This is a genomic window from Candidatus Blastococcus massiliensis AP3 (assembly GCF_000582785.1).
In the GTDB taxonomy this organism is placed as follows: domain Bacteria; phylum Actinomycetota; class Actinomycetes; order Mycobacteriales; family Geodermatophilaceae; genus Blastococcus; species Blastococcus massiliensis.
The window spans coordinates 359602-381293 of the sequence record NZ_HG931173.1 but is presented as its reverse complement, the minus strand read 5'-3'; the positions used below and the strand labels follow the sequence as shown (position 1 = coordinate 381293).

Annotated in this window: 27 protein-coding genes; 13 read left to right on the top strand and 14 right to left on the bottom strand. The window is 72.7% G+C overall.

The genetic code is table 11. From position 1 onward, the window contains the following. Positions 1-11 precede the first annotated feature (11 nt). From BN344_RS01860 to BN344_RS01825, 8 genes are all read left to right on the top strand, one after another. Positions 12-857: an SDR family oxidoreductase gene (locus BN344_RS01860; RefSeq protein WP_040336793.1), complete on the top strand. Its 846-nt coding sequence runs from the start codon at positions 12-14 to the stop codon at positions 855-857. A gap of 75 nt (positions 858-932) precedes the next feature. Continuing rightward, the gene (locus BN344_RS01855; RefSeq protein ID WP_040336792.1) at positions 933-1778 is read left to right on the top strand and encodes an ABC transporter ATP-binding protein; all 846 of its coding nucleotides are present in this window, start codon (positions 933-935) and stop codon (positions 1776-1778) included. A 71-nt stretch (positions 1779-1849) separates the two neighbouring features. Next, on the top strand, positions 1850-2887 hold the full coding sequence (locus tag BN344_RS01850) for an ABC transporter substrate-binding protein (RefSeq protein WP_051515434.1): 1038 nt from the start codon (positions 1850-1852) through the stop codon (positions 2885-2887). Positions 2888-2894: 7 nt separating this feature from the next. Then, positions 2895-5042, top strand: coding sequence for an iron ABC transporter permease (locus BN344_RS01845; protein WP_231486419.1), 2148 nt, complete (start codon positions 2895-2897; stop codon positions 5040-5042). 51 nt (positions 5043-5093) lie between these two features. After that, the gene (locus BN344_RS01840) at positions 5094-5438 is read left to right on the top strand and encodes a hypothetical protein (protein ID WP_040336791.1); all 345 of its coding nucleotides are present in this window, start codon (positions 5094-5096) and stop codon (positions 5436-5438) included. A 366-nt stretch (positions 5439-5804) separates the two neighbouring features. After that, the gene (locus tag BN344_RS01835) at positions 5805-6173 is read left to right on the top strand and encodes a DUF6907 domain-containing protein (protein WP_040336790.1); all 369 of its coding nucleotides are present in this window, start codon (positions 5805-5807) and stop codon (positions 6171-6173) included. Positions 6174-6484: 311 nt separating this feature from the next. After that, positions 6485-7336: a tyrosine-type recombinase/integrase gene (locus BN344_RS21135; protein ID WP_197022210.1), complete on the top strand. Its 852-nt coding sequence runs from the start codon at positions 6485-6487 to the stop codon at positions 7334-7336. Further along, positions 7333-7623, top strand: a complete 291-nt coding sequence (locus BN344_RS01825) for a hypothetical protein (RefSeq protein ID WP_051515432.1) — start codon at positions 7333-7335, stop codon at positions 7621-7623. Before BN344_RS21135 ends, BN344_RS01825 begins: the two co-directional genes overlap by 4 nt. Positions 7624-7709: 86 nt before the next feature. On the opposite strand, the gene BN344_RS01820 is transcribed toward BN344_RS01825, so the two are convergent. The 10 genes from BN344_RS01820 to BN344_RS01775 form a co-directional block, all read right to left on the bottom strand. Further along, positions 7710-8558, bottom strand: a complete 849-nt coding sequence (locus BN344_RS01820; RefSeq protein WP_040336789.1) for a phage major capsid protein — start codon at positions 8556-8558, stop codon at positions 7710-7712. Between the two features lie 171 nt (positions 8559-8729). Then, positions 8730-9101: a hypothetical protein gene (locus tag BN344_RS18795; protein ID WP_051515430.1), complete on the bottom strand. Its 372-nt coding sequence runs from the start codon at positions 9099-9101 to the stop codon at positions 8730-8732. A gap of 28 nt (positions 9102-9129) precedes the next feature. Beyond that, complete coding sequence (locus BN344_RS18790; RefSeq protein WP_051515429.1) at positions 9130-9669, bottom strand: hypothetical protein; 540 nt, start codon at positions 9667-9669, stop codon at positions 9130-9132. Further along, on the bottom strand, positions 9666-9992 hold the full coding sequence (locus tag BN344_RS01805) for a hypothetical protein (RefSeq protein WP_040336787.1): 327 nt from the start codon (positions 9990-9992) through the stop codon (positions 9666-9668). Before BN344_RS01805 ends, BN344_RS18790 begins: the two co-directional genes overlap by 4 nt. Further along, positions 9989-10309, bottom strand: a complete 321-nt coding sequence (locus tag BN344_RS01800) for a hypothetical protein (protein ID WP_040336786.1) — start codon at positions 10307-10309, stop codon at positions 9989-9991. Before BN344_RS01800 ends, BN344_RS01805 begins: the two co-directional genes overlap by 4 nt. Further along, positions 10306-10839 (bottom strand): phage terminase small subunit, encoded by a 534-nt coding sequence (locus BN344_RS19325; RefSeq protein ID WP_155858706.1) that lies wholly within the window; start codon positions 10837-10839, stop codon positions 10306-10308. The genes BN344_RS01800 and BN344_RS19325 overlap by 4 nt, the downstream gene beginning before the upstream one ends. Continuing rightward, a complete protein-coding gene (locus BN344_RS01790; protein WP_040336785.1) occupies positions 10839-11699 on the bottom strand; it encodes a hypothetical protein in 861 nt (286 codons plus the stop codon). The genes BN344_RS19325 and BN344_RS01790 overlap by 1 nt, the downstream gene beginning before the upstream one ends. Next, entirely contained in the window at positions 11699-11863 is a 165-nt protein-coding gene (locus tag BN344_RS19775; RefSeq protein WP_155858705.1) for a hypothetical protein, read from the bottom strand. The genes BN344_RS01790 and BN344_RS19775 overlap by 1 nt, the downstream gene beginning before the upstream one ends. A 218-nt stretch (positions 11864-12081) precedes the next feature. Beyond that, positions 12082-12630, bottom strand: coding sequence for a hypothetical protein (locus BN344_RS18780; protein ID WP_051515424.1), 549 nt, complete (start codon positions 12628-12630; stop codon positions 12082-12084). Between the two features lie 4 nt (positions 12631-12634). Next, positions 12635-12835, bottom strand: a complete 201-nt coding sequence (locus BN344_RS01775) for a helix-turn-helix domain-containing protein (RefSeq protein WP_040336784.1) — start codon at positions 12833-12835, stop codon at positions 12635-12637. A gap of 117 nt (positions 12836-12952) precedes the next feature. Here BN344_RS01775 and BN344_RS18775 point away from each other — a divergent pair, with 117 nt between their 5' ends. After that, the gene (locus BN344_RS18775; protein ID WP_051515423.1) at positions 12953-13543 is read left to right on the top strand and encodes a hypothetical protein; all 591 of its coding nucleotides are present in this window, start codon (positions 12953-12955) and stop codon (positions 13541-13543) included. Beyond that, positions 13543-14661 (top strand): site-specific integrase, encoded by a 1119-nt coding sequence (locus BN344_RS01765; protein WP_051515421.1) that lies wholly within the window; start codon positions 13543-13545, stop codon positions 14659-14661. The genes BN344_RS18775 and BN344_RS01765 overlap by 1 nt, the downstream gene beginning before the upstream one ends. On the opposite strand, the gene glnA is transcribed toward BN344_RS01765, so the two are convergent. After that, entirely contained in the window at positions 14649-16085 is a 1437-nt protein-coding gene (gene glnA / locus BN344_RS01760) for a type I glutamate--ammonia ligase (protein ID WP_040336782.1), read from the bottom strand. The two genes, BN344_RS01765 and glnA, sit on opposite strands and share 13 nt — an antisense overlap. A gap of 163 nt (positions 16086-16248) precedes the next feature. Between glnA and BN344_RS01755 the strand changes: the two genes are divergently transcribed. The 3 genes from BN344_RS01755 to BN344_RS01745 all read left to right on the top strand — a co-directional run bounded on the left by BN344_RS01755 (position 16249) and on the right by BN344_RS01745 (position 18892). Beyond that, positions 16249-16668, top strand: a complete 420-nt coding sequence (locus BN344_RS01755; RefSeq protein WP_040336781.1) for an RDD family protein — start codon at positions 16249-16251, stop codon at positions 16666-16668. A gap of 92 nt (positions 16669-16760) precedes the next feature. Continuing rightward, positions 16761-18257, top strand: coding sequence for an HNH endonuclease signature motif containing protein (locus BN344_RS01750; protein WP_051515419.1), 1497 nt, complete (start codon positions 16761-16763; stop codon positions 18255-18257). A gap of 98 nt (positions 18258-18355) precedes the next feature. Then, positions 18356-18892, top strand: coding sequence for a GNAT family N-acetyltransferase (locus BN344_RS01745; RefSeq protein ID WP_040337774.1), 537 nt, complete (start codon positions 18356-18358; stop codon positions 18890-18892). A gap of 21 nt (positions 18893-18913) precedes the next feature. On the opposite strand, the gene BN344_RS01740 is transcribed toward BN344_RS01745, so the two are convergent. The 3 genes from BN344_RS01740 to BN344_RS18770 all read right to left on the bottom strand — a co-directional run. Then, positions 18914-19681, bottom strand: a complete 768-nt coding sequence (locus BN344_RS01740) for a DUF4191 domain-containing protein (protein WP_051515417.1) — start codon at positions 19679-19681, stop codon at positions 18914-18916. Positions 19682-19762: 81 nt separating this feature from the next. After that, positions 19763-20737: a lipoyl synthase gene (gene lipA, locus BN344_RS01735; RefSeq protein WP_051515660.1), complete on the bottom strand. Its 975-nt coding sequence runs from the start codon at positions 20735-20737 to the stop codon at positions 19763-19765. Between the two features lie 97 nt (positions 20738-20834). Further along, a partial coding sequence (locus BN344_RS18770) for a hypothetical protein (RefSeq protein WP_197022209.1) occupies positions 20835-21692 on the bottom strand: 858 nt, incomplete at its 5' end.

The following is a 21692-nucleotide window of genomic DNA, read 5'->3' as shown; positions in this document are numbered from 1 at the left end:
AGGACAGGCACATGCCCGATCTGAGCAATCGCGTCGTCGTCGTCACAGGCGGTAGCGCCGGGATCGGCCGCGCGACCGTCGAGCGGCTGGTTGCCGGGGGCGCCCGCGTGGTCACCTGCGCCCGGGACGGCGACCGGCTGGCCGAGGCCCTCGACGGGCTGCCGGGGGTCACCGGACTCGCCGCCGACATGGCCGACGCCGGCGACCGCGCCCGCCTCGTCGACACGACGCTGGCCGCGCACGGCCGCCTCGACGGCGTCGTCCTCAACGCCGGCCTCGGCTGGGCGGGGCTGGTCGAGGACATGCCGGACGACGTCGTGGCCGGGATCGTCGCGCTGAATCTCACCGGCGCCGTCGAGGTGGCCAGGCTGGCGCTGCCGCACCTGCTCACCGCGGCCCGGGAGCGGGGGAGGGGGGACGTCGTCGCGGTGTCCTCGGTGGCCGCCTGGACGCAGGTGCCGCCGCTCACCGTCTACTCCGCGACGAAGGCCGGTCTCGACGGCTTCGTGAAGGGCCTGCGCCGCGAGGTCACCGCCCGCGGGGTCCGGGTCCACACGGTCAACCCGTTCTTCGTGGAGACCGAGTGGCTGGCCCGCGGGCACGGTCACGCGCCGGTGTCGGACGCCGACGCTCGCGGCCGGCTCTCCCGCGGCGTCGCCCCGGAGCGGGTGGCCGCGGCGATCGGCGGGTGCCTGACCACCCCGTGGTCCCGGACGGTCGCCGTCCCGCGGTGGGCGGGGGCGGCGCGACTGGGTGAGGTGAGCCCCGTGAACCGGCTCCTGGACCTGACCCTCTCCCGCCGGATCGACTGGATCCGGCGGACGGCGCGCCGGGTCGTCGAGGCCCGCGTCGAGTGACCGTGCAGGTCAGCGGCGAGCCGCCGCGGTAGGGGGGGTGGTTGCGGCGTCAGAGGTTAGGTTAGCCTCACCTGCATGACGGCGACCGGTCTCCGCGGTGACGACCTCGTGCTGGGCTACTCCGGGACGACCGTGGTGCACGGCGTCTCGGTCCGGATGGCTCCCGGAGAGGTCACCGCACTCATCGGCCCGAACGGCAGCGGGAAGTCCACCGTGCTGCGCTCGCTGGCCCGGCTGCACGCCGTCGAGTCCGGCCGGATCAGCGTCGGCGGGGGAGCCGACGCCGGCCGGCTGGAGGACGCCGCGCCGCTCTCGGCCCGGGAGTTCGCCCGCCGGGTCACCCTGCTCTCCCAGTCCCGGCCGCACCCCTCCGGGCTCGCCGTCCGCGACGTCGTGGCCTTCGGCCGGCATCCGCACCGGCGGCGCTTCGCCGCGCTGGACGACGCCGACCGCGCCGCGATCGCCTCGGCCATGGGCCTCACCGGTGTCGAGGCCATGGCGGACCGCCCCGTCGACCAGCTCTCCGGCGGAGAGCTGCAGCGGGTCTGGCTGGCGACCTGCCTCGCCCAGGACACCGGTGTGCTGCTCCTCGACGAGCCCACCAACCATCTCGACCTGCGCTACCAGGTCGAGATCCTCGACCTGGTCCACCAGCTCGCCGCGGACCACGGGACGGCGCTCGGGATCGTGCTGCACGACCTGAACCACGCCGCGACGGTCGCCGACACCGTCGTCCTGCTGCACCGCGGCCGGGTCGCCGCCGTGGGGGAGCCGGCCGCGGTGCTCACGGCCGAGCACCTGTCCGAGGTCTACGAGCTCCCGATCGCGGTCCATGACGACCCCGACACCGGGCTGCTCCGCATCGAGCCGCGCGCGCGCCACCACGAGCGGCGCCGTCGTCCATTCGCGGCGACCGCCTGAGCGCCGCCGCCGCACCAACCCCCCTCCACCACCGCCCCCTGCACGACCCGCCTCACTCCAGGAGAACCAGCATGTCCAGAAGTGCCCGCCCCCTGCTGACCCGCACCACGCTCGCCGCGGTCGTGACCTCGATGGCGCTGACCGCCTGCGGGACCAGCGACCCCGAGCCGGCCGCCTCAGGCGGGGCCGCCGGGAGCCCGTCGGCCGAGGGCTGCGACGGCGTCGAGACCTCGGACGGTCCGGTCAGCGTCACCGACGACCTGGGCCGCACCGTCGAGCTCGACGCCCCCGCCGAGCGGGTCGCCGTGCTCGAGTGGCAGCAGACGGAGATGGTGCTCTCGCTGTGCCTGACCCCGGTCGCCGTCGCCGACGTCGAGGGCTACGGGCAGTGGAACACCGCGGAGGAGCTCCCCGAGGGCGTCGACGACGTCGGCACCCGCGGTGAGGCCAACCTCGACGCACTGTTCGCCGCCCGGCCGGATCTGGTGATCGTCGAGGCCACGGGGGAGGACGACCCGGTGCTCACCCAGCTCGACGAGTACGACGTCCCGGTGCTGGCCACCGTGGGCGCGGATGCGAGCGACCCCATCCGGAACATGCGCGACACGTTCACCCTCATCGCCGAGGTGACCGGGCGCGAGGCCCGCGCCGAGGAGGTCCTCGACGAGTTCGGGACGACGCTGGAGGAGTCGCGGCAGGCGGTGGCCGACAGCGACGTCGGGGTCACCGAGTTCGTCTACTTCGACGGGTACGCCCAGGGCGGCAACGTCGCGTTCCGCCCGTTCGGCCAGGGCTCGCTGTTCGGCGAGCTGGGTGAGGAGCTCGGCCTCACGAACGCCTGGACCGGACCGGTGGACGAGGCGTACGGCCTGGGCTCGACCGACATCGAGGGCATGCGAGCAGTCGGCGACGCCGCCTTCTTCTACACGGGCACCGAGATCGAGGAGTACCAGCTCGCGCCCCTGCTGGAGGGCAACCCGGCGTGGAGTTCCATCCCGGCCGTCGCCGAGGGACGGGTCTACGAGTTCCCCGCCGGCATCTGGACCTTCGGCGGTCCGCGCTCCGCGGAGCAGGCGCTGGAGGCCTTCGTCGAGCTGCTGACGGACTGACCTTCCCGTGAGCCGGTCCGACCACCTGCCCGCCGCCCCCGGGGTCCACCCGGGGGCGGCGGGCGCCGACGTCGAGGTTCCGCGGCCCGGTCCGGAGGACCCGCGGACCCCCGCGGGGACGGCGCGGCTCGCCGGGGCGGCCGTGGCCCTCGTGGTGCTGTTGACCGCGGTGGCCGCGGCGGCCGGCTGGCACCTGACCCAGGGCACCTCCGCCGTCGGGTTCGGCGACCTGGTCGGGCTGCTGACCGGCCGGGAGGACATCGACGCCGGTACCCGCGACGTCCTCGTGGGCTCGCGGATCCCGCGCCTGGCCGCCGGCCTCGCGGTGGGTTTCGCGCTCGGCGTCGCCGGTGCTCTGTTCCAGTCGCTGGCGCGCAACGCGCTCGCCTCGCCCGACACCCTCGCGGTGACGGCCGGCGCGCACTTCGCCGTCAGCGCGGTGGCCGCGTTCGGCCTGGCGGTGCCACTGGCCGCCTCCGGGGCGGTCGCCACCGCCGGCGGGCTGCTCGCCGCCCTGCTGGTGCTGGGCTTGGCCGGCGGCTCGGGCACGTCGACCACCCGACTCATCCTGGCCGGGACGGCGGTGGCGCTGGCCCTGCAGGCGGCCACGGCCGCGCTGCTCATCCTGTTCGCGCAGGAGACGACGGGCCTGTTCGCCTGGGGCGGCGGATCGCTCAGCCAGCTCGGGCTGGAGGCGTTCCAGCGCGCCACCCCGGTGGTGCTCGTCGCCACGGGAGGTGCCCTGCTCCTGGCCCGCCGCCTCGACCTGCTGGGGCTGGGCGACGACACCGCCGGCGTCCTCGGCGTGCCGGTGCGCTCGACGCGCCTGATCGGCACGGTCCTGGCCGTGCTGCTCACCGCCGCGGCGGTCACCCTGGCCGGTCCCATCGGGTTCGTCGGTCTCGCGGCGCCGGTGCTCGCCCGGTTGGTGTCCCGCGCGGTCCCCGCCCTGCAGCGGCACGTCGTGCTGATCCCGGCTGCCGGGCTGGTGGGGGCGCTCGTCGTCGTCCTGGCCGACGCGGTCATGCGCGCGGCGATCGGTGCCGACCGCGCCATCTCCATCCCGACCGGCATCACGACGACCCTGCTCGGCGCGGCGCTGCTGGTGTTCCTGGCCCGCCGCGGCCGCGACTCGGGGCCGACCCGGCAGCCCCCGGGCACCGGCGCCATGGCGCGCACCGCCCGCCGGTTCTGGATCGTGCTCGCGCTGTGCGCCTCGGCGGTCGCGGGTGTGGCCGTCCTCGGGCTGCTGGCCGGCAACACCTGGCTGCGCACGGGCGACGTCGCCCTGTGGCTCGCCGGCGAGGGCTCGCCGTTCCTCCGGTTCGCGCTCGACGAACGGGCGCCGAGGGTGGCGGCGGCGCTGCTCGCCGGTGCCGCCCTGGCGCTGTCGGGTTCGCTGGTCCAGGCGACCTGCCGCAACCCGCTGGCCGAGCCCGGTCTCCTGGGCATCACCGGTGGGGCGGGCCTCGGCGCGGTCGTCGTCGCCGGCGGCGCCGGGGCCGGCGGCACCGCCACCCTGCTCGCGGCCGCCGCCGGGTCGCTGCTCGCCTTCGCCGTGGTCTACGGCCTGGCCTGGCGCGGCGGCCTGGACACCGACCGGCTCGTCCTCATCGGCATCGGCTTCTGGTACGGCTCGATGGCCGTGACGACCTACCTGCTGCTGCGGGCCAACCCCTTCGACACGCCCCGGATCTTCACCTTCCTGTCCGGCACCACCTACGGGCGCTCGTGGAGCCAGGTCCTGCCGGTCGCCGTCCTGCTGCTGGTGGCGGTGCCGCTCGCCGTCGTCGTGCGCCGTGAGCTGGACCTGCTGGCCCTCGACGAGGACACCCCGCGCCTGGTGGGGGTGGGGCTCGAGCGGGTGCGGCTCCTGGTCCTCACCGTCGCCGCGCTGCTGGCCGCCGCCAGCGTCATCGCGGTCGGCGTCGTCGGCTTCGTCGGTCTGGTCGCCCCGCATCTCGCACGGGCGCTGGTGGGTGGGCGGCATGCCCGCTCGGTCCCGGTGTCGCTGCTGGTGGGTGCCACCCTGCTCGGCGTCGCCGACGTCGTCGGCCGCACGGTGCTCGCCCCCGCGGAGCTGCCGGCCGGCCTCGCCGTCGCACTCATCGGGGCGCCCTACTTCGTCTACCTGCTGTCCCGCTCCCGCGCCTGACCGCAGAAATCCGGATGAGGCAGTTCGCCGTCCCACCTAGGGTGGCTCGCCGTGCCCGAGAACAGCGCCGACGAGCAGTGGACGTGCGACCTGTGTGGCCGCGCGACCCCGTCGCCGAGCGAGGGCGGCACCGCACTGACCCTGGAGGTCTCCGGAAGGCGGCCGGACGGTGAATGGGGGGACTGGTACGTCGGCTTCTGCACGCAGGAGCACGCGGCGGAGTGGCTGAGCCGGCCCCTGCCCCCGCCGCCCGGGTCCGACGACGCCGAGGCGCCGCCGACGAGCTGGGCCGATCGCGCGGCGCTGACCGGGTGCGCTCTCGTCCTCCTCGGCCTCCTCGCACTGGCGATCCTGGGCGCGTGGACGGCCGCGGACTTCCTGCTGCACCGCACCTAGCCCGGACGCACCGCGGCCCCCGACCTGGCGAGCAGGTCGGGGGCCGCGGTGTCAGCAGGCGAGATCAGATGTCCGCGATCAGATGTCCGCGATCAGATGTCGTAGTACATCGCGAACTCGTGCCGCACCGTTGGTCAGTTGTGCCGAGATGTGCGCAACCGGCCTTGACCTGCGATTTCTCCCCAACTGACCGTTGGTGAGTTGTGCCGATCTGCGGACGTTCTGCGGACTTTCTGCGGACTGCGCTCAACCGTGGGACGAGCAGTCGTCGGCACCCGACCAGCAAGATGAAGACGGCCCCGCCCGGTGTGCGGACACCGAGACGAGGCCTTGATCCCTCACCCTGGCTAGAAGGACGAGAGACCCATGAGCAACGCTACTGACCCCGACGCCACCGACGCCCATCCCTGCCCGCCCTGGTGCGACTACCAACTCGGCTGCCACCTGGACGAGTGGGACATCGAGACAGCCACCGGCCTCCCGATCCGCTTCCACGAGACGACGGTGACGCCGGCGGCCGATGCACCCGTCTGGGCCTACCTGTTCGCCGAGGAACGCATCCGGGACGGTGCCCGTCAGCTGGGCGCGCCGATGGTGGCCGCAGGGGTCGACGAGTTCCAGGACGGCAAACCTGTAGCCGGGCTCACCGCTCAGGAGGCTCGAACCTTCGCCGGCCTGCTGCTCGCGGCCGCGGACCTGGCGGACCAGCTCGCGCAAGAGCGGGGTGCGGCATGACGATGACCGCCAGGTCGCTCCCTGAACAGTGGAGACAGCCGATCGAGTGCTGGGAGGCCCGACTGCGGGCGGACGGCTTCGCGGAGGGGACGATCCGGGACCGCTTGCGCTCGGTCCGTCGGGCGGCCCACGCTTTCGCTGGATCGCCCTGGGACGTGACGGGTGAGCGCCTGCAGGCTTACGCCGAGCAGCAGGCATGGTCGCGACAGACCCGGGGGACGTGGATGCGGACCCTCCGGCTGTTCTACGAGTTCGCTGTGACGAAAGGCTGGACCGACCAACCCCCCACCCCCGCGCGCCACGCCTCTCTGGTGCACCAACCCGCCGCGGCAATCTGGTCTGCAGAGCTCAACGCGTGGGCCAGCTGGCTGTCGGCGTCCGGCCAGAGTCAGCAGACGATCCGGCAGCGGACGTACGTACTCCGCCGGCTCGCCTGCGCCCATCCTCAGTGGGGGCCGTGGGAGCTCGAGCTGGACGACCTCACCACCTGGATGGGATCGCTCGGCGTCGGGTCGGCAGCCCTGCGTGTGGCCAGGCAGAGCCTGCGGGCCTTCTACCGCTGGGGAGTGGCTACCGCGCGCATCGCGGTCGACCCGTCAGCGGAACTGCCAGCCGTGCGCCACCCGCGGGCGCTACCCCGTCCCGCCCCTGACGCGGTGATCGTGTCAGCGCTCGACGGCGCCGACGTTCGGCAGGCCGATGCGATCGAGCTGGGCGCTGTCGCCGGTCTGCGCCGATCGGAGATCGCCCGGGTGCGCACCGAGGACCTGGTGCAGCGCCCGGACGGGTGGTGGCTCCGGGTGACGGGCAAGGGCGGCGTGGAGCGAGACGTTCCCCTGCCGGACGATCTGGGCGCGAGGCTGTCTTCTCGTTCGCGGGGATGGCTGTTCCCCAACGGCCGCGGAGGACACCTGACGCCGGCGCACCTGGGCAAGCTCATGCGCGAGCGGCTGTCCGACCACTGGACTCCGCACACCCTTCGGCACCGGTTCGCGAGCACTGCCTACGCCGCCGAGCGCGACTACCGGGCCGTCCAGGAGCTCCTGGGCCACGCCAACGTCAACACGACGATGATCTACACCGCGGTGCCGGGCAGCGCCCGGCGGAACGCTGTGATGGCCGCCGCGATGTTGACGAGCCCGGACGGGGGTGGAGGCGCGTGAACAGAGCTGCCCGGCGCGCGTCGCGGCGGCTGAGCCGCGGCCCGTGCAGTGACTGCGGCGACGACACCGGCGCCGAGGACTACATGGTTCACGACCACATCTGGCGCGAGTACGGGCCGAACGGGGGCGACGGAACCGGCCTGCTCTGCATCGGATGCCTGGAGCACCGGATGGGCCGAGAGCTGTGGGCCGGTGACTTCACCCACTGCCTGCTCAACCTGTTCGGGGATCCCGACAAGTCCGATCGGCTGGAGTCTCGACTGCGCCGGCCGCACCCGCCCGGCTGATCCCAGAGACCGAGAAGAACTCTGGCCCCCGCCGGTTCACCTGGGAACCGGCGGGGGCCAGAGGTGCTCGAGCTGGCGCCGGGGCGTCAGCCCGGCGTGACGCTGATCTTGACGAGGGCGGCGCGGTGGGCGAAGCCGAAACCGACCCGCATCGTGGCCTTGACCGCGACGCGGTCGCTCGTGAAGAACACCGAGCGGTCGGACTCGACCTCGGCGTCCTCCCGGACGCAGATCACCGCGCGGTCCTCGGGGATGCCCCACACGGTGTCGGCGGCGACGTCGGGGCTGACGAAGACCGGCAGGCCGAGGATCTGCCGGCGGGTGGGGGCGCCGGGGTCGTTGCCCAGCAGCGGCTTGTTGGAGCCGGTGCCCTCCTTCAGGGTGGCCAGCTTCAGGGCGACGGCGGGCGTGGTGACCCATGCGGTGATGACCGCGCCGACCTGTTCGGCCTTGGACAGGGCCTCGGCGAAGGGGTCGAGGTTGGTCCAGTCGGCGCCGGCGTCGACGGTCTGCACGTTGCCGGCGGTCGTCGGGAGGGAGCCGAGCCCGGCCGGGGCCGGTGACGGCAGGTTGCCGAAGAAGGCCTGGTCGACCTTGCGGGCGATGTCGCGGGCCAGTCCTTCGCCGACGACTTCGGCGGCCTCGGGCGAGGAGTCGTCGGCGAGCTCCCGGCTGATGATGGTCAGGCCGGCGACCTTGGACGCGGTGACCTCGATCTCGTCGAGCGTGGGGTCCGAGGGGGTGATCTCGTCGCCCTCGGCCACCCACCTGGCGGTGGGGTCGGCGGTGACGACCGGGATGCGGAGGGTCTTGGTCGTCGTCCGGCGGACGGTGGCTACCTGCATGGCCACGGACTGCTCGATGACCGGCTGGACGATGAGTTCGCCGGTCTCGGTGGGAACGATCGCGGACGCGGTGGTGGTGGTCTGTGCCACGGGGCTCTCCAGGAGGGAAGAAGGACTCTGGTCTCATCCGGGGGCGCCTGTCCGACCCGGGGTGCCCTCCTGGGGCGTCGTGCTGCAGCGGGGAGCGACCTGGCACGCGCCGATGCAGCACCTCGAACGGTAGCGGAACCGACCGACAGTTCCGCATCGGCGCGGCCCGTGTCAGGTTCCCGAGCCCTTGAGCACGCCGTCCCAGCCGGTGACCTGCTCGGCGCGGTGTCCGCCGGCACCGTGACGCGGCACTGGCCGGCGGAGGCCCGGACGGCTGTCGGTGAGTCGACGGGCCAGGTCCTCCACCAGGTCCTCGTCGACGTCGCCATGCTCGTTGAGGACGTCGGCGGGGTCGTGGAAGAGCCAGAGGTCGGCGGGAGCCCGTAGCACGCGGGCCGCGGCCCGTTCGGCGGCCGAGCGCCGGAAGCCGTCCACACGGGCGGCGAGCCCGTCGCGCTCGAGCTCGGCGTCTCGCAGCTGCCGTCGGTATCGGGCCGCCTCAGCGCCGGCGGCGTCGTGAGCGGGCTCGGAGGACTGGTCCACGGTGGCATCGTCAGGCTGCACGGTCGGCTCAGATCCGGCCGGTGCGGCTGCGTCGCCCGGTGCCCTGTGAGTCCTTCAGCACGCTGGCCCAGCCGCCTCCCGAGGTTGGGGCGACGCGTCGACCCTGTCCCATGTCGACGATCTGGACTCGGGGTATGCCGAGGCCGGGGCGCTCGCTGACGACCGCGGTGGCCAGCTCGCGCACCCGCGTCTCGTCGACGTCGCCCGCGTCGTCGAGGACGTCGGCCGGCTGAGCGAACAGCCAGAGGTCGGAGGGGTTGGCGAGCAGCTGGCTGGCGGCTCGCTCGGCGTCCGCGCGGCGGAAGCTCTCCACGCGGGCGGCGAGCCCGTCGCGCTCGTTCTCGACGTCGCGGAGCCTTCTCCGGTACCGGGCTGCTTCAGCGTTGCCGTCGCCTGGCTCGGAGGGAGGGTCGGTGTCCTCCGTCGGGAGATGGTCGGGTGTGGGTGAGGCCGGTTCGGCGCTCTCGGCGGCCGCGGGCTCGTCGCCGGCCGGCGCCGAGGTGGCGTCGTCGGGGTCGGGTGTCTCCGGGGAAGCGGAGTTGGTCACGGTGTCTCCTGGGGGGTGATGGGTTCGGCGGTGGGGAAGGTGCGGCGGCGGACGGCGTTGGCGAGCGCGTAGTCGACGATCACGAAGGCTTCGGCGTCGTCGGCGGGGAGGCTCCGCCCGGACGCGGTGAGGAGCTGGCGCTCGACCGCGGTGGCCGGGCGCGTGAAGGGCCAGCCAACGCGGCTGGCCTGGTCGACATCCGCGACGCGGCGCGCGTCTTCGGCCGCGAGCAGGGTGCAGGCCTGGGAGTGCTGGAACAGCAGGCCCGCGGGGTGGTCTTCCAGCTGTTCGCGGCCGCACTCGGGGCAGGCGGGGGTGCTCAAGTGAGCGGCCTGTTCGGGTCGAGTCGGTAGGTCATCGTCGCCGTGGCGGTGCGCCCGCTGACGCCGGCGGGGCGGCCGTCGGCGTCCTCGAGGAGGCGCACGCCGCTCTCGAAACGGACGTGCTGAGGAGAGCCGCCGGCGAGCTGGAGCGCGTCCTGCCACGTCGTGGCCCGACCCATCGCGAGCAGCCGGCCCGCGAGCTCGTGCAGTTCACACCACTGGCGGCGAGGATCCTCGGGCGGCTGCCCGCAGTTGCGCACGGGGCAGGCGCCGTCGGGCGCCTCGGGGTCGGTGACGCTGTCGGGGATGGTGATCACGCTGGGGGGTCTCCTTCGGTGTGTGGTGGCCGCTCGGCGGGCTGCTGTGTCGCGTACAGGACCAAGCGGGGGTCGGGTGGTCGAGTTGCTGGGTCGTCGGGCACGGCCGCGAGGTGAGACGGCGTGCGGGCGCGGCCGCGGGCGCCGCGCTGGTTGGGCGGGTCCTGGGCCGCTGGATCGGTGAACTGGACTCGAAGGCGTTGGCGGTCCTCGGGCGTGGCCCCGTACTTGGCGACGCGGAGGCGGATCTCGGAGGCCCACTTCATCTCGCCCTTGGCCCACATGCGGTGGTGCATGAGCGCGGTGTCGAGCAGGAAGGACCAGTCGCCGGCGGTGAAGGAGTCGGCCAGCGGCCAGCGCTTCCAGTCCCGCCACCAGGCGCGTGTGCGCGGATGCCAGTCGATGTCTCGCGGCAGGGTGGGTTGCCGGGCCGGTGGTGCGGCGACCTCCTGAACCTCGCCGCGCCGGCGGCTGTCTCGGGGGCGTGACAGGAGGCGAGGGTCCTTGGGTGGGAAGCCGCGGCCGGCCATCAGTGACCACCCCTGCGGGGTCGTCGCCCGGCACGCGGCGCGGCCGGTTGGGCGAGTTCTCCAGAGTCCCGCGGGGCATTTTCCGCAGAACCGGCGGTCACACGGCGAGCGGGGGCGGGGGAGGGGTCCCCGCCCCCACCCTCGCTGAGCTCTGTGAGGAGCTGGCGCGTCCGAGTAGCGATCGACTGCGCCAACGCGAGAGCCGGATCACCAGCGCCCGCACCAGCGGCGCGACGCTGGTGCTGGTGCTTGTCCGCTGCCTCCAGGACGTCCATCAGCGCCATGTGGCGTGGCTCCGGGAAGGTTTCTCGCAGCCAGGAGTGACCCGACAGCGCGCTCACGTGCACCGGAACTGAGTACGTCTTCTTGAGCACCGGCTCGAACCTCGCGGCGGCCGCGGGCAGCCAGAGCTCCACGACCTTGGCGTGCTCGGCTCGCCACTCATCTGGCGTGGACACGAGGTCGCCGTCCCAGCCGGTGAAGCTGCGTGCTCGGCGCTGGTCGTGCTCGAGGTAGGCGTCGTCGAGAGGCGCCAGCCGGCCTCGCACCGAGATCCGTGCGACGGCCAGGCGTCCGTACTCGGCGGGTGGGATGAAGTACCGCCCGTAGGCGCTCAGGAGCCAGCGGGCGAGCTGGTCGCCTCTCGTCATCACGGTCAGACCGCAGCGGCAGTGGTCACCAGGCGGCTCGGGACACTGGGCGCAGGTGGAGCGCACCCATCCGGCCGGCCAGGTGGTGAAGCGGCAGGGGGAGAGCAGCGGCGCCCACCGGTCGGGCAGGATCCCCTGCCGAGGCACCACAGCGCAGCTGCTGAGGGTGTCTTCGGGATCGGTGTAGGCGAAGAAGAACCGGAACGGCATCAGTGCCCTCCGGTCACGCGAGGGTCGAGCAGCTCGGCGACCGCGTCGACGTGGGGGCAGTCGTCGACGTCGCACTCGCAGAGCCAGCCGCTGGGGCGCCACTGGACCAGGTGGTCGTCGACGGTGGCGACGACGGACGGTGAGCTGGAGCGCCGGCCTCGCACACCGAGGATCTGGATCTTCAGGGCAGTTCTCCTGTCAGCTGGGAACGCAGCCGCTCGGCGCGGCCGCGTAGGTGGGGACGGCAGGTGAGGCAGGGCCGGGCCCGACCGTCGGTCGTCATGGGAAGCCAGCCGCCGCGGCACAGCGCGTCGTGAGGCTCGGGTAGATCAGCGGGCTCTTCGTCGTGCAACTCGCCAGTGCGGTCCCGGTAGGCGGCCATCTATCCGGCCGCCTTCCGGTCGGCGGCGCAGCCCGGGCACGAGTCAGGGGAGCGACCGAGCATGTGCTCGCGGCAGAGCTGTCCCCCCGGGACACCCCGGGGGACAATGCTGGGAACTGTCCCCCGGGGACTACCCCCCGGGACCCGGGACGGGACGGGGACCTCTGAAGAACAAGGCGCCGAACACAGCGAGTGGTCACCCCGGGCGTGGGCTCGCTGTCTCCGCTTCTTCGCTGTCTCCCGCTCGCGGCGTTCCTCGACCTGGCCCCGCTCGAGCTGCCATTCAGGCCAGCGCAGGCCGATGTACCAGGCGTCACCCCGGTCTTCCCACCAGCCGGCCGCGACGAGCTCGGCGACGACCTGGCCGCCGTCCTCGTCGCTGACGTCCACGGCTGGGGAGAAGGCGAAGCGTCGGAGGTCGCGCTTCGGCACGAGCAGGTCGAGGAGCCGGCGGTTCGACCACAGCAGCGCGTCGACGTGGGTGCGCGCCGCGGCGTCGGAGAGGTCTGCCGCGGCGTCGTTGAACTCGTCGCCCAACTTGGTCCACACCAACTCAAGCCGCCGGCGCTCCGCCGGCGGAGGTCGACGCCTTCTGTGCGGCCAGCCACGCGACGACGTCGCTGCGCTCGTACCGAACCCAGCGACCGACCTTGAACGACCGCGGTCCGACGCCCTGCCAGCGCCAGCTCCGGAGGGTGTTCACCGCCAGGCCGGTCATCTCTGCTACCTGGTCCGTGTCCAGGAGTTCGCTCACCCGTGGTCATCTCCTTCTCGTGTAAGCCCGGACAACTTCCGAGTTGTTGACAGCCTGCATGGCATGTGCGAGGTTGTCTGCTACGCAAGCAGGTGGGTTGGATGCGAGGTTGCGAGCATGACGGCAGAGCACAGCGGCACGCGGGTCTGGCCGTGGCCGGGCAACGTGTCCATCCGGCAGATGTCCCTCGAGCACGAGGGCATCGGGTCGGACGCGGCGATGCCCATGAAGGTCGAGGTCGACTTCGAGGGCCTGGGCGGCGCGCCGTCGTTCGGCGCACTCGTGGAAGTCCGGGAGGGCCAGCCGGAACTAGTGCAGTGGTGCTTCCGTGCACCCGAGGGCACGAGAGGCCTGCGCTCCGCTGACTTCCGCGCGATCAACGTCAGCGCGGTGCTGGAGCGGGTAGCGGAGACGGTCGGCGTGCGCTACGAGCCGGTGGCTGACGGCGTGTGGGAGATCCTGGGAGACGACGAGGCCGCAGCACGCGCGGCGATCGCCGCCAGGCGGGCGCGGAGGCGCAGCGGCACCCGGCCATCCCTGGACGACGTGGCGAGGGTCTACCGGGAGGGGCTGAGCACAGGGAAACCGACGCTCGCCGTTGCCTCAAGCTTTCAGATTGCTCACCGCACCGCGGCCCTGTGGGTACAGCGGGCGCGAGAGGCGGGGAAGTTGGGGCCGGCGCGGCCGGGGCGGGCGGGCGAGGACTGATGGCGAGCATCGCCCGCCGGCCCGACGGCACGTACAGGCCGCGATTCCGCGACGCGAACGGCAAGGAGCACGCCAGGCACTTCAAGCGGAAGGTCGACGCTCAGCGTTGGCTCGACGAGCAGACCACCGCCCTGGTCACGGGCACCTTCGTGGACCCGAAGACCGCGCGGACGTCGGTGAGCGACTGGTGTGACACCTGGTTGGCCGGCTACGCGACGCGGCGGCCGCGGACGGTGCGCCAGGCCGAGGTGCACATCGCGCACATCAAGGCAGGGTTCGGCCGGCAACAGCTCGCGAACGTCCGGCCGTCAGCGGTGCGATCGTGGACGGCGAAGCTCAAGGCCGACGGCCTGGCCGACAGCTACGTCTACGCGCTGCACTCGCGGCTGTCCCAGATCATGAGCGACGCCGTGCACGACGGGCTGCTCCCACGGAACCCGTGCTCGCGCCGGACCTCGCCGGGGAAGGGCAAGCAGCGGCCCTACGTGGCCACCACGAAGCAGGTGTGGGCGCTCCACGACGCCGTCGCCGAGCATCTGCGCCCGGCGATCCTGCTCGGCGCGTTCGTGGGCCTACGCACCGCCGAGGCCGTGGGGCTGCGCCTGGTCGACGTCGACTTCATGCGCGGCGTGGTGCACCCGACGGTGCAGGGCGCGGGGGAGGAGCTCAAGACCGAGACGTCGAAGACCCCGCTGCCGATCCCACAGGAGCTCGCGCTCGAGCTGGCCGCCGCGGTCAAGCGCTGGGGCGGCGAGTACGTCGTCACCGACGGGCTCGGCCGCCAGACGTCCACCTGGGCGATCGAGCGGGCCGTGCGGGCCGCCCGGCCGAAGGTGCCCGGCCTGCCCGAGGAGTTCCGGTTCCACGACCTGAGGCACTACCTGGCGTCGCTGCTGATCGGCAGCGGCCTGGACGTGAAGGTCGTTCAGCACCGACTCCGGCACGGCTCGGCGAAGACGACGCTGGACACCTACGGCCACCTGTGGCCCGACAGCGACGAGTCCGCACGAGCCGCCGTCGGTCTGGTTCTGGCGGCTCGTGCGGACTCTGTGCGGACTACGGGACCTGCCCGCGGACGAAACCGCAGGTCAGGGGAGAGCGAGGTTCAGATGTCGTAATACATCGCGAACTCGTGCGGGTGCGGGCGGAGACGGATCGGGTCGATCTCGTTCTCGCGCTTGTACTCGATCCACGTCTCGATCAGGTCGGGCGTGAAGACCCCGCCGTCGATGAGGTACTCGTGGTCGACCTCGAGCCGGTCGAGGACGGCGTCCAGGGACGCGGGCACCTTGTCGATGCCCAGGGCCTCCTCGGGCGGCAGCTCGTAGAGGTCCTTGTCGATCGGCGCCGGCGGCTCGATCTTGTTCTTCACGCCGTCCAGACCGGCCATCAGCATCGCCGAGAAGGCGAGGTAGGGGTTGGCCGACGGGTCGGGCACCCGGAACTCGATGCGCTTGGCCTTCGGGTTGTCGCCCGAGATCGGGATGCGCGTGCACGCCGACCGGTTGCGGGCCGAGTAGACCAGGTTGATCGGGGCCTCGTAGCCGGGCACCAGGCGGTGGTAGCTGTTGACCGTCGGGTTGGTGAAGGCCAGCAGCGACGGCGCGTGCTTGAGCAGCCCGCCGATGTAGTGCCGGGCCATGTCGGACAGGCCCGCGTAGCCGGTCTCCGCGTGGAAGAGCGGCTGCCCATCCTTCCAGAGGCTCTGGTGACAGTGCATGCCCGAGCCGTTGTCGCCGAACAGCGGCTTGGGCATGAAGGTGGCGGTCTTGCCGTGGGCCCACGCGGTGTTCTTGATGATGTACTTGAAGAGCATCAGGCTGTCGGCCGAGCGCAGCAGCGTGTCGAACTTGTAGTTGATCTCCGCCTGACCGCCGGTGCCCACCTCGTGGTGGCCGCGCTCCAGCTCCAGGCCGACCTGGGTCAGGTTCATCATCATGTCGGCGCGCAGGTCGCTCTGGTGGTCGACCGGCTCGACCGGGAAGTAGCCGCCCTTCTGGCGGGTCTTGTATCCCAGGTTCGGGCCGACGCCGTTCTCGCCGGTCCGCGAGCCGCTGTTCCAGGAGCCCTCGACGGCGTCGATGTGGTAGTAGCCCTCGTTGATGCCGGTGTCGTGCCGGATCGAGTCGAAGACGTAGAACTCCGCCTCGGGGCCGAAGAACGCGGTGTCGGCGATGCCGCTGGCGGCGAGGTACGCCTCGGCCTTCTTCGCGACGTTGCGCGGGTCACGGCTGTAGGCCTCGCGCGTGATCGGGTCGTGGATGAAGAAGTTGATGTTGAGCGTCTTGTGCTTGCGGAACGGGTCCACGAAGGCGCTGTTGGCGTCGGGCAGCAGCAGCATGTCCGACTCGTTGATGGTCTGGAACCCACGGATGGACGAGCCGTCGAAGCCCAGACCGTCGCTGAAGGTGTCCTCGCCGAACGTCGACGCCGGGATGGTGAAGTGCTGCATGACGCCGGGCAGGTCGCAGAAACGCACGTCGACGAACTGGACGTCGTTGTCGCGGATGTAGGCGGCGACCTCGTCGGGACTGGTGAACATCGATCCTCCGGGGTGGGGCGGACGGCTGAACGGAAGCTACGAGTGGGGAGTTGCCCCGGCGTGTCCCGATTGTTTCGGCGTCGTAACAACGCGCCGGACGTGTCGCTCGTCACGTCGGGCCTCGGCAGACGGGGGCGGCAGGTCCTCTCACTACGCTGCTGTCATGGTCAGGGACGTACCGCAACCCTCTCAGGAGCGCCCGCGCGGCGCCTCCCTGGGGCTGCCCGCCGACGGCGCCGGCTCGCTGGCCGCGTTCAGCACCCGCGCCGGCGCCTTCCTGATCGACGCGTTCGCCTCGGCCCTGGTTGCCGGGCTCTTCACCGCTCCGGACCTGCCCGGCAACTGGAGCCTGCTGTCGTTCTCGATCGTCACCGTGGTGTCGCTGGTGGCCGCAGGTCAGACACCGGGAATGCGGTTGCTCGGCCTGCGACTGGCCCACCCGCGGCCGGGCGAGCGGCTGGCCGTGTGGCGGGCCGTCGTCCGCACCGGGCTGCTCGTCCTGCTCGTGCCTGCCCTCCTGGTCGACGCCGACGGTCGCGGCCTGCACGACCGGCTGACCGGCACCGCCGTCGTCCGCGACTGAGGGCCCTCCCCGCGCGTCCATGACGTCGCCCTGACGACGACCTCCCTGGTCAGGGCCACGAAACTGTCGTACCCCCGCCCTAGCGTGGGGGTGTGCCTCGGATCTCCGGCTCCTCTCGCGTGGAGGGTGTGCTGATCGACTGGTCGCTGGACCAGCCGGTGAGCGGTCGGGGGCTGCCGGTGGGACTGCTGTCCCGGAAGCAGGTCGCCGCGGAGCTCCAGCGGCGGGAGCGCCGACGGGCGATGGACGCCGCGTACGAGGCGGCGTTGATCCTGCGGATGGCCGAGCTGAGCTGCGACGAGCACGACCCGCCACCGGGCAGCCCGGGTGCCCGTACCGCCGGGTGGGGAGCGGCCCCCGAGCCGGGTGGGGTGAGTGAGTTCTTCGCCGGGGAGTTGGCGATGGTGCTCAACCGTGGCCGCGGCACCGCCACGCACCGGTACGCGCGGGCGCTGGCGTGGCGGGAGAACCTGCCCGCCACCTATGCCGCCCTGTCGGGCGGTGAGCTGGACGAGTCGCGGGCGGCCGCGCTGGCCGACGTGCTCGGCTCCGTCGACGCCGGCCTGGCCGCCGTGATCGAGGGTCGGCTGTTGCCCGAGGCGGTCGACCTGTCGGTGACCACGTTGAAGGAGCGGGCTCGCGAACTGCTGCTGGAGCTGGACGCCGCGGGCGCCGAGGCCCGACGCGAGGAGGCGCAGCAGTCCGCCGACGTGTTCCTGCAGCCCGGCGCCGACGGCATGGCCACCCTGGGCGCGGACCTACCGGCCGACGAGGCCACCGAGGGCTACGCCGTCATCGACACCCTGGCCAGGATGGCCAAGGCCGACGGCGATCACCGGCCCGTCGCCCGGATCCGCACCGAGCTGTTCTCCCTGCTGCTGCGTCGCCCCGGCGGCCACGGCCAGCCCGACGTCACCGCGCACCTGACCATCACCGCCTCGCTCGACGCCCTCGAGGGCAGCACCGCGGCCGCGGGGACGGTGAACGGGCTGGTGATCACCGCCGCGCACGTCCGTTCCCTGCTGGCGCGCATCGCCGCCCTGGGCCTGCAGCCCCCACCGAACGGCAGCCTGACGTTCGCGCTCACCGACACCGACGGGCGGCTGCTCGCGACGACCACGGTCGCCGAACTGCTCCGCCTCGCGAAGACCGGCTGCACCCAGCACCCCGAAGGTGACTGCGGCTGCCCGGTCCTGAGCGCCCCGCCGGCCACCGAGGCCTACGCCCACACCGCACGCCAGGAACGCTTCGTCACCACCCGCGACCGCACCTGCCGGATGCCCAACTGCGGGCAGCGCGTGGGCTGGACCGACCTCGACCACGTCATCCCGCACTCCTGCGACGGCGCCACGACCTGCACGAATCTCTGCTGCCTGTGCCGTTCGCACCACCGACTGAAGACCTTCGCCCGCGGTTGGGACGTCCGCATGGACCCCGACGGCACCCTGCACGTCACGACGCCGAGCGGCATCAGCCGGACGACCAGGCCACCGGGCCTTCGGAGACCTGTGCACGAGATGTCACCGTCCGAGCCGCCGGCATCGGGCACCCCGCCGGCCGAGACCGACGCCGACCCACCTCCGTTCTAGCCGGCGCCACCTTTCTCCGGGCTCGACCCTGGCCGACGGCTCCGGCACGTCGCCGCAATGCGGTGGACCGCAGCAGCGCGGGAGCCGACACTCGGCCGGTGATCGTCCGACGAGAACGCCCCGCCGACTCCGGTGCCGTGCGCGCCCTGCACCAGGCGGCGTTCGCCCGCGATCCGGCGACCGGGCGGAAACGGGCGCCGGCGGACGTCGTCGAGGCGCCGCTGGTCGACGAGCTCCGTGAGGACCCGGGCTTCCTGCCGCACCTGTCGCTGGTGGCGGTATCGGACGACGCGATCGTCGGTCACGTGATCGCCACGCGGGGGTGGATCGAGCCGCACGGATCGCCGGCGCTGGGCCTGGGACCGCTCGGCGTCCTGCCCGCCGTCCAACGACAGGGCGTGGGCACCGTCCTGGTGCATGCGCTGCTGGCGGTGGCCGAGGCCTGCGACGAGCCGCTCGTCGCGCTGCTCGGGGATCCCGCCTACTACGGGCGCTTCGGCTTCCGGGCCTCCGCGGACCTCGGCATCACCGCGCCCGACCCGCGATGGGGGGAGCACTTCCAGGCCCGCCTGCTCACCGGGCCGGTACCGGCCCCCGGGACCTTCCGCTACGCGGAGCCGTTCGCCCGCCTGTGAGAGCGGGCCGTCGCACTCCGGTCAGCGACGGCGGACCTGGCGCTGGCTGACGCTCATCTGCCGCCCGCCGGGGAGCGGACCGCCGGGCACCGGCATCTTCGGGCCGCCCAGCGCGCTCATCCTGCGGCCGAGGGCGTTGAGCTCGGCGGCGGTCAGGTTGCGGGGCAGCTTCATGACGTGGGTGCTGAGCTTGTTCAGCGGCACCTGGCCCTCGTCGTCACCGACGAGGATGTCGTAGATCGGGGTGTCGCCGACGACCCGGGCGACCTTCTTCTTCTCCTGGGCCAGCAGGCCGCGCACCCGCGACGGGACGCCCTCGGCCACCAGGATGACGCCGGGCCGGCCCAGCACGCGGTGCACGGCGTCGAGCTGCGTCGTCCCCGCCACGCCGGCGCTGACCCGCCAGTCGCCCCGCAGACCCTCGAGCACCCACGCGGCCGCACCCGGCTGCCCCTCGACCTGCCGGTAGGCCGATCCCTGCGCGCGCCGCCCGAAGACGATCAGGGTGGCCAGCAGCCCGAAGAGGATCGCGAGCGGGATGAACAGGAAAGGCATCGAGAAGAGGATGCCCAGGAGCTCGACCGCGGTCGCGACCAGCACGAACGTGATCAGCAGGATCCACGGCAGCTTCGGGTCGTGCTTGCTCGTCAGCGTGTACGCCTGCTTGATCATGCGGGCGTTGTTGCCGAGCTTCTTCATCCGCCCGACCTTGGGGCGGCCCTTCTTGTCCAGCTTCGGCGTCGAGCCGGAAGCGGGGGAGGAGCCGGAGGTGGGCTTGCTGCGTGCCATGGCAGCCAGTCTAGGGACCCACCGCCCCCCGCCCCTGCACGCTCCCGCCGGGCCCCTGCGGCGGGCCGGGATCGACGGGGCTCAGATCGTGGGCGTGAGACCGCGGGCTGCGATGGCCTGCTGGTAGAGGCGGCCGGCACGGTAGGAGCTGCGCACCAGGGGGCCGGCCAGCACTCCGGGGAAGCCGATCTCCTCGGCGTCCTGCTGGAACTGCACGAACTCCTCGGGCTTGACCCACCGGACCACGGGGTGGTGCCGGGGCGACGGCCGCAGGTACTGGGTGATCGTCAGCAGATCGCAACCCGCGTCGTGGAGCGCCTGCATCGTCTCCACGACCTCCTCGGGCTCCTCGCCCATCCCGAGGATCAGGTTGGACTTGGTCACCAGGCCTGCTTCGCGGGCAGCGGTGATGACGGCGAGCGAGCGGTCGAACCGGAAGCCCGGGCGGATGCGCTTGAAGATGCGCGGCACCGTCTCGACGTTGTGCGCGAGCACCTCGGGACGGGAGGAGAACACCTCGGCCAGCTGGGCGGGGTCGGCGTTGAAGTCGGGGATGAGCAGCTCGACACCGCAGCCGGGGAGCTGGGCGTGGATCTGCCGCACGGTCTCGGCGTACAGCCAGGCGCCGCCGTCGGGCAGGTCGTCGCGGGCGACACCGGTGATCGTCGCGTACCTCAGCCCCATCGTGGCGACGCTCTCGGCCACCCGGCGCGGCTCGTCGGCGTCGAAGTCGGCGGGCTTGCCGGTGTCGATCTGGCAGAAGTCACAGCGGCGCGTGCACTGGTCGCCACCGATGAGGAAGGTGGCCTCGCGGTCTTCCCAGCACTCGTAGATGTTGGGGCAGCCGGCCTCTTCGCAGACGGTGTGCAGGCCCTCGCGGCGCACCAGCGACTTCAGCTCCGTGTACTCGGGGCCGGTCTTCAGCCGGGTCTTGATCCACTCGGGCTTGCGCTCGATCGGCACCTGGCTGTTGCGGACCTCGAGGCGGAGCAGCTTGCGGCCGGCCGGCTCGATCGTCGATCCCGCGGAGGACGTCGGAAGGGCGGGGTCGCTCATGATCTCCACGGTACCCCCGGAACGCACCGCGTCCCCTGGGACGACCGACGCCCCCGTCGCACGAGGCGACGGGGGCGTCGGAGGCGGAACCCGGTGCTCAGACCTGTCGGTCGTCCGGTCCGGCGGTCGGGCCTGCATCCGAACCACCGTTGCCCGAGGTGAAGGGCTCAGGGGCGTCGCTGCCGTTGACCGACGTGGTGTCGGGGCCGTCGCCGTCGGCGAGCTGCGCGTCCCGCACGCCCATGTCGGACTCGGCCGGGGCGGAGTCCCCGGTGGTGTCCGCGGTGGACGGGGTCTTGCCGAAGGTGCTGTCGGAGCTGGGCACGGGGTCCTCTCGGTAGCTGGGCACCGGACCGTCACCGGCGGGGGCCGGGGTCCAGGTGTCGTCCTTCGAGCGGCGCACGAGGACGAACACGGCAGTACCCAGGGCCAGCGCGGCGAACACCCACGGCCACCGGCGGGGCTCCGGCTCCACGCCGGCCTTCCGCTTCACGACCTTGGCCGTGGCGACGGCGGCCTTCTCGAACTCCCGCCGCTTCTTCACGGCCGTCTTGCGCGCCTTCTTCGCGCCCTTGCGGGCCTTGCGCGTCGACTTCTCCGCCGTCGCGGCGAACTCGGCCCGGCGGGCGTCGATTTCGCTGAGCGCGCTGTCGACGCCGGCGGCCAGGGTCCCGCGGGCGCTCTCCAGTGCAGGGGTGACGGCGCCGCGGGCGGCGGCCACCTTGGGGGTGGCGTACGCCAGTGCGGCCACCTGGGCGGCCTCGAGCCGGGGGACGACGTCGTCCTTCAGCGCCTTCTGGGCCGCATCGCGGGCGACCTCGACGCGCGGCCCGAAGTCGGTGGCGGCCTTGGTGGCCGCCGTCTGCGCCGCGAGGACCGCGGCGGCGACCTTCGGCCCGGCGGCGTCGCGAGCGGCCTCCACCCGCGGGGTGATCGCGTCGCGGGCGGCCTCCAC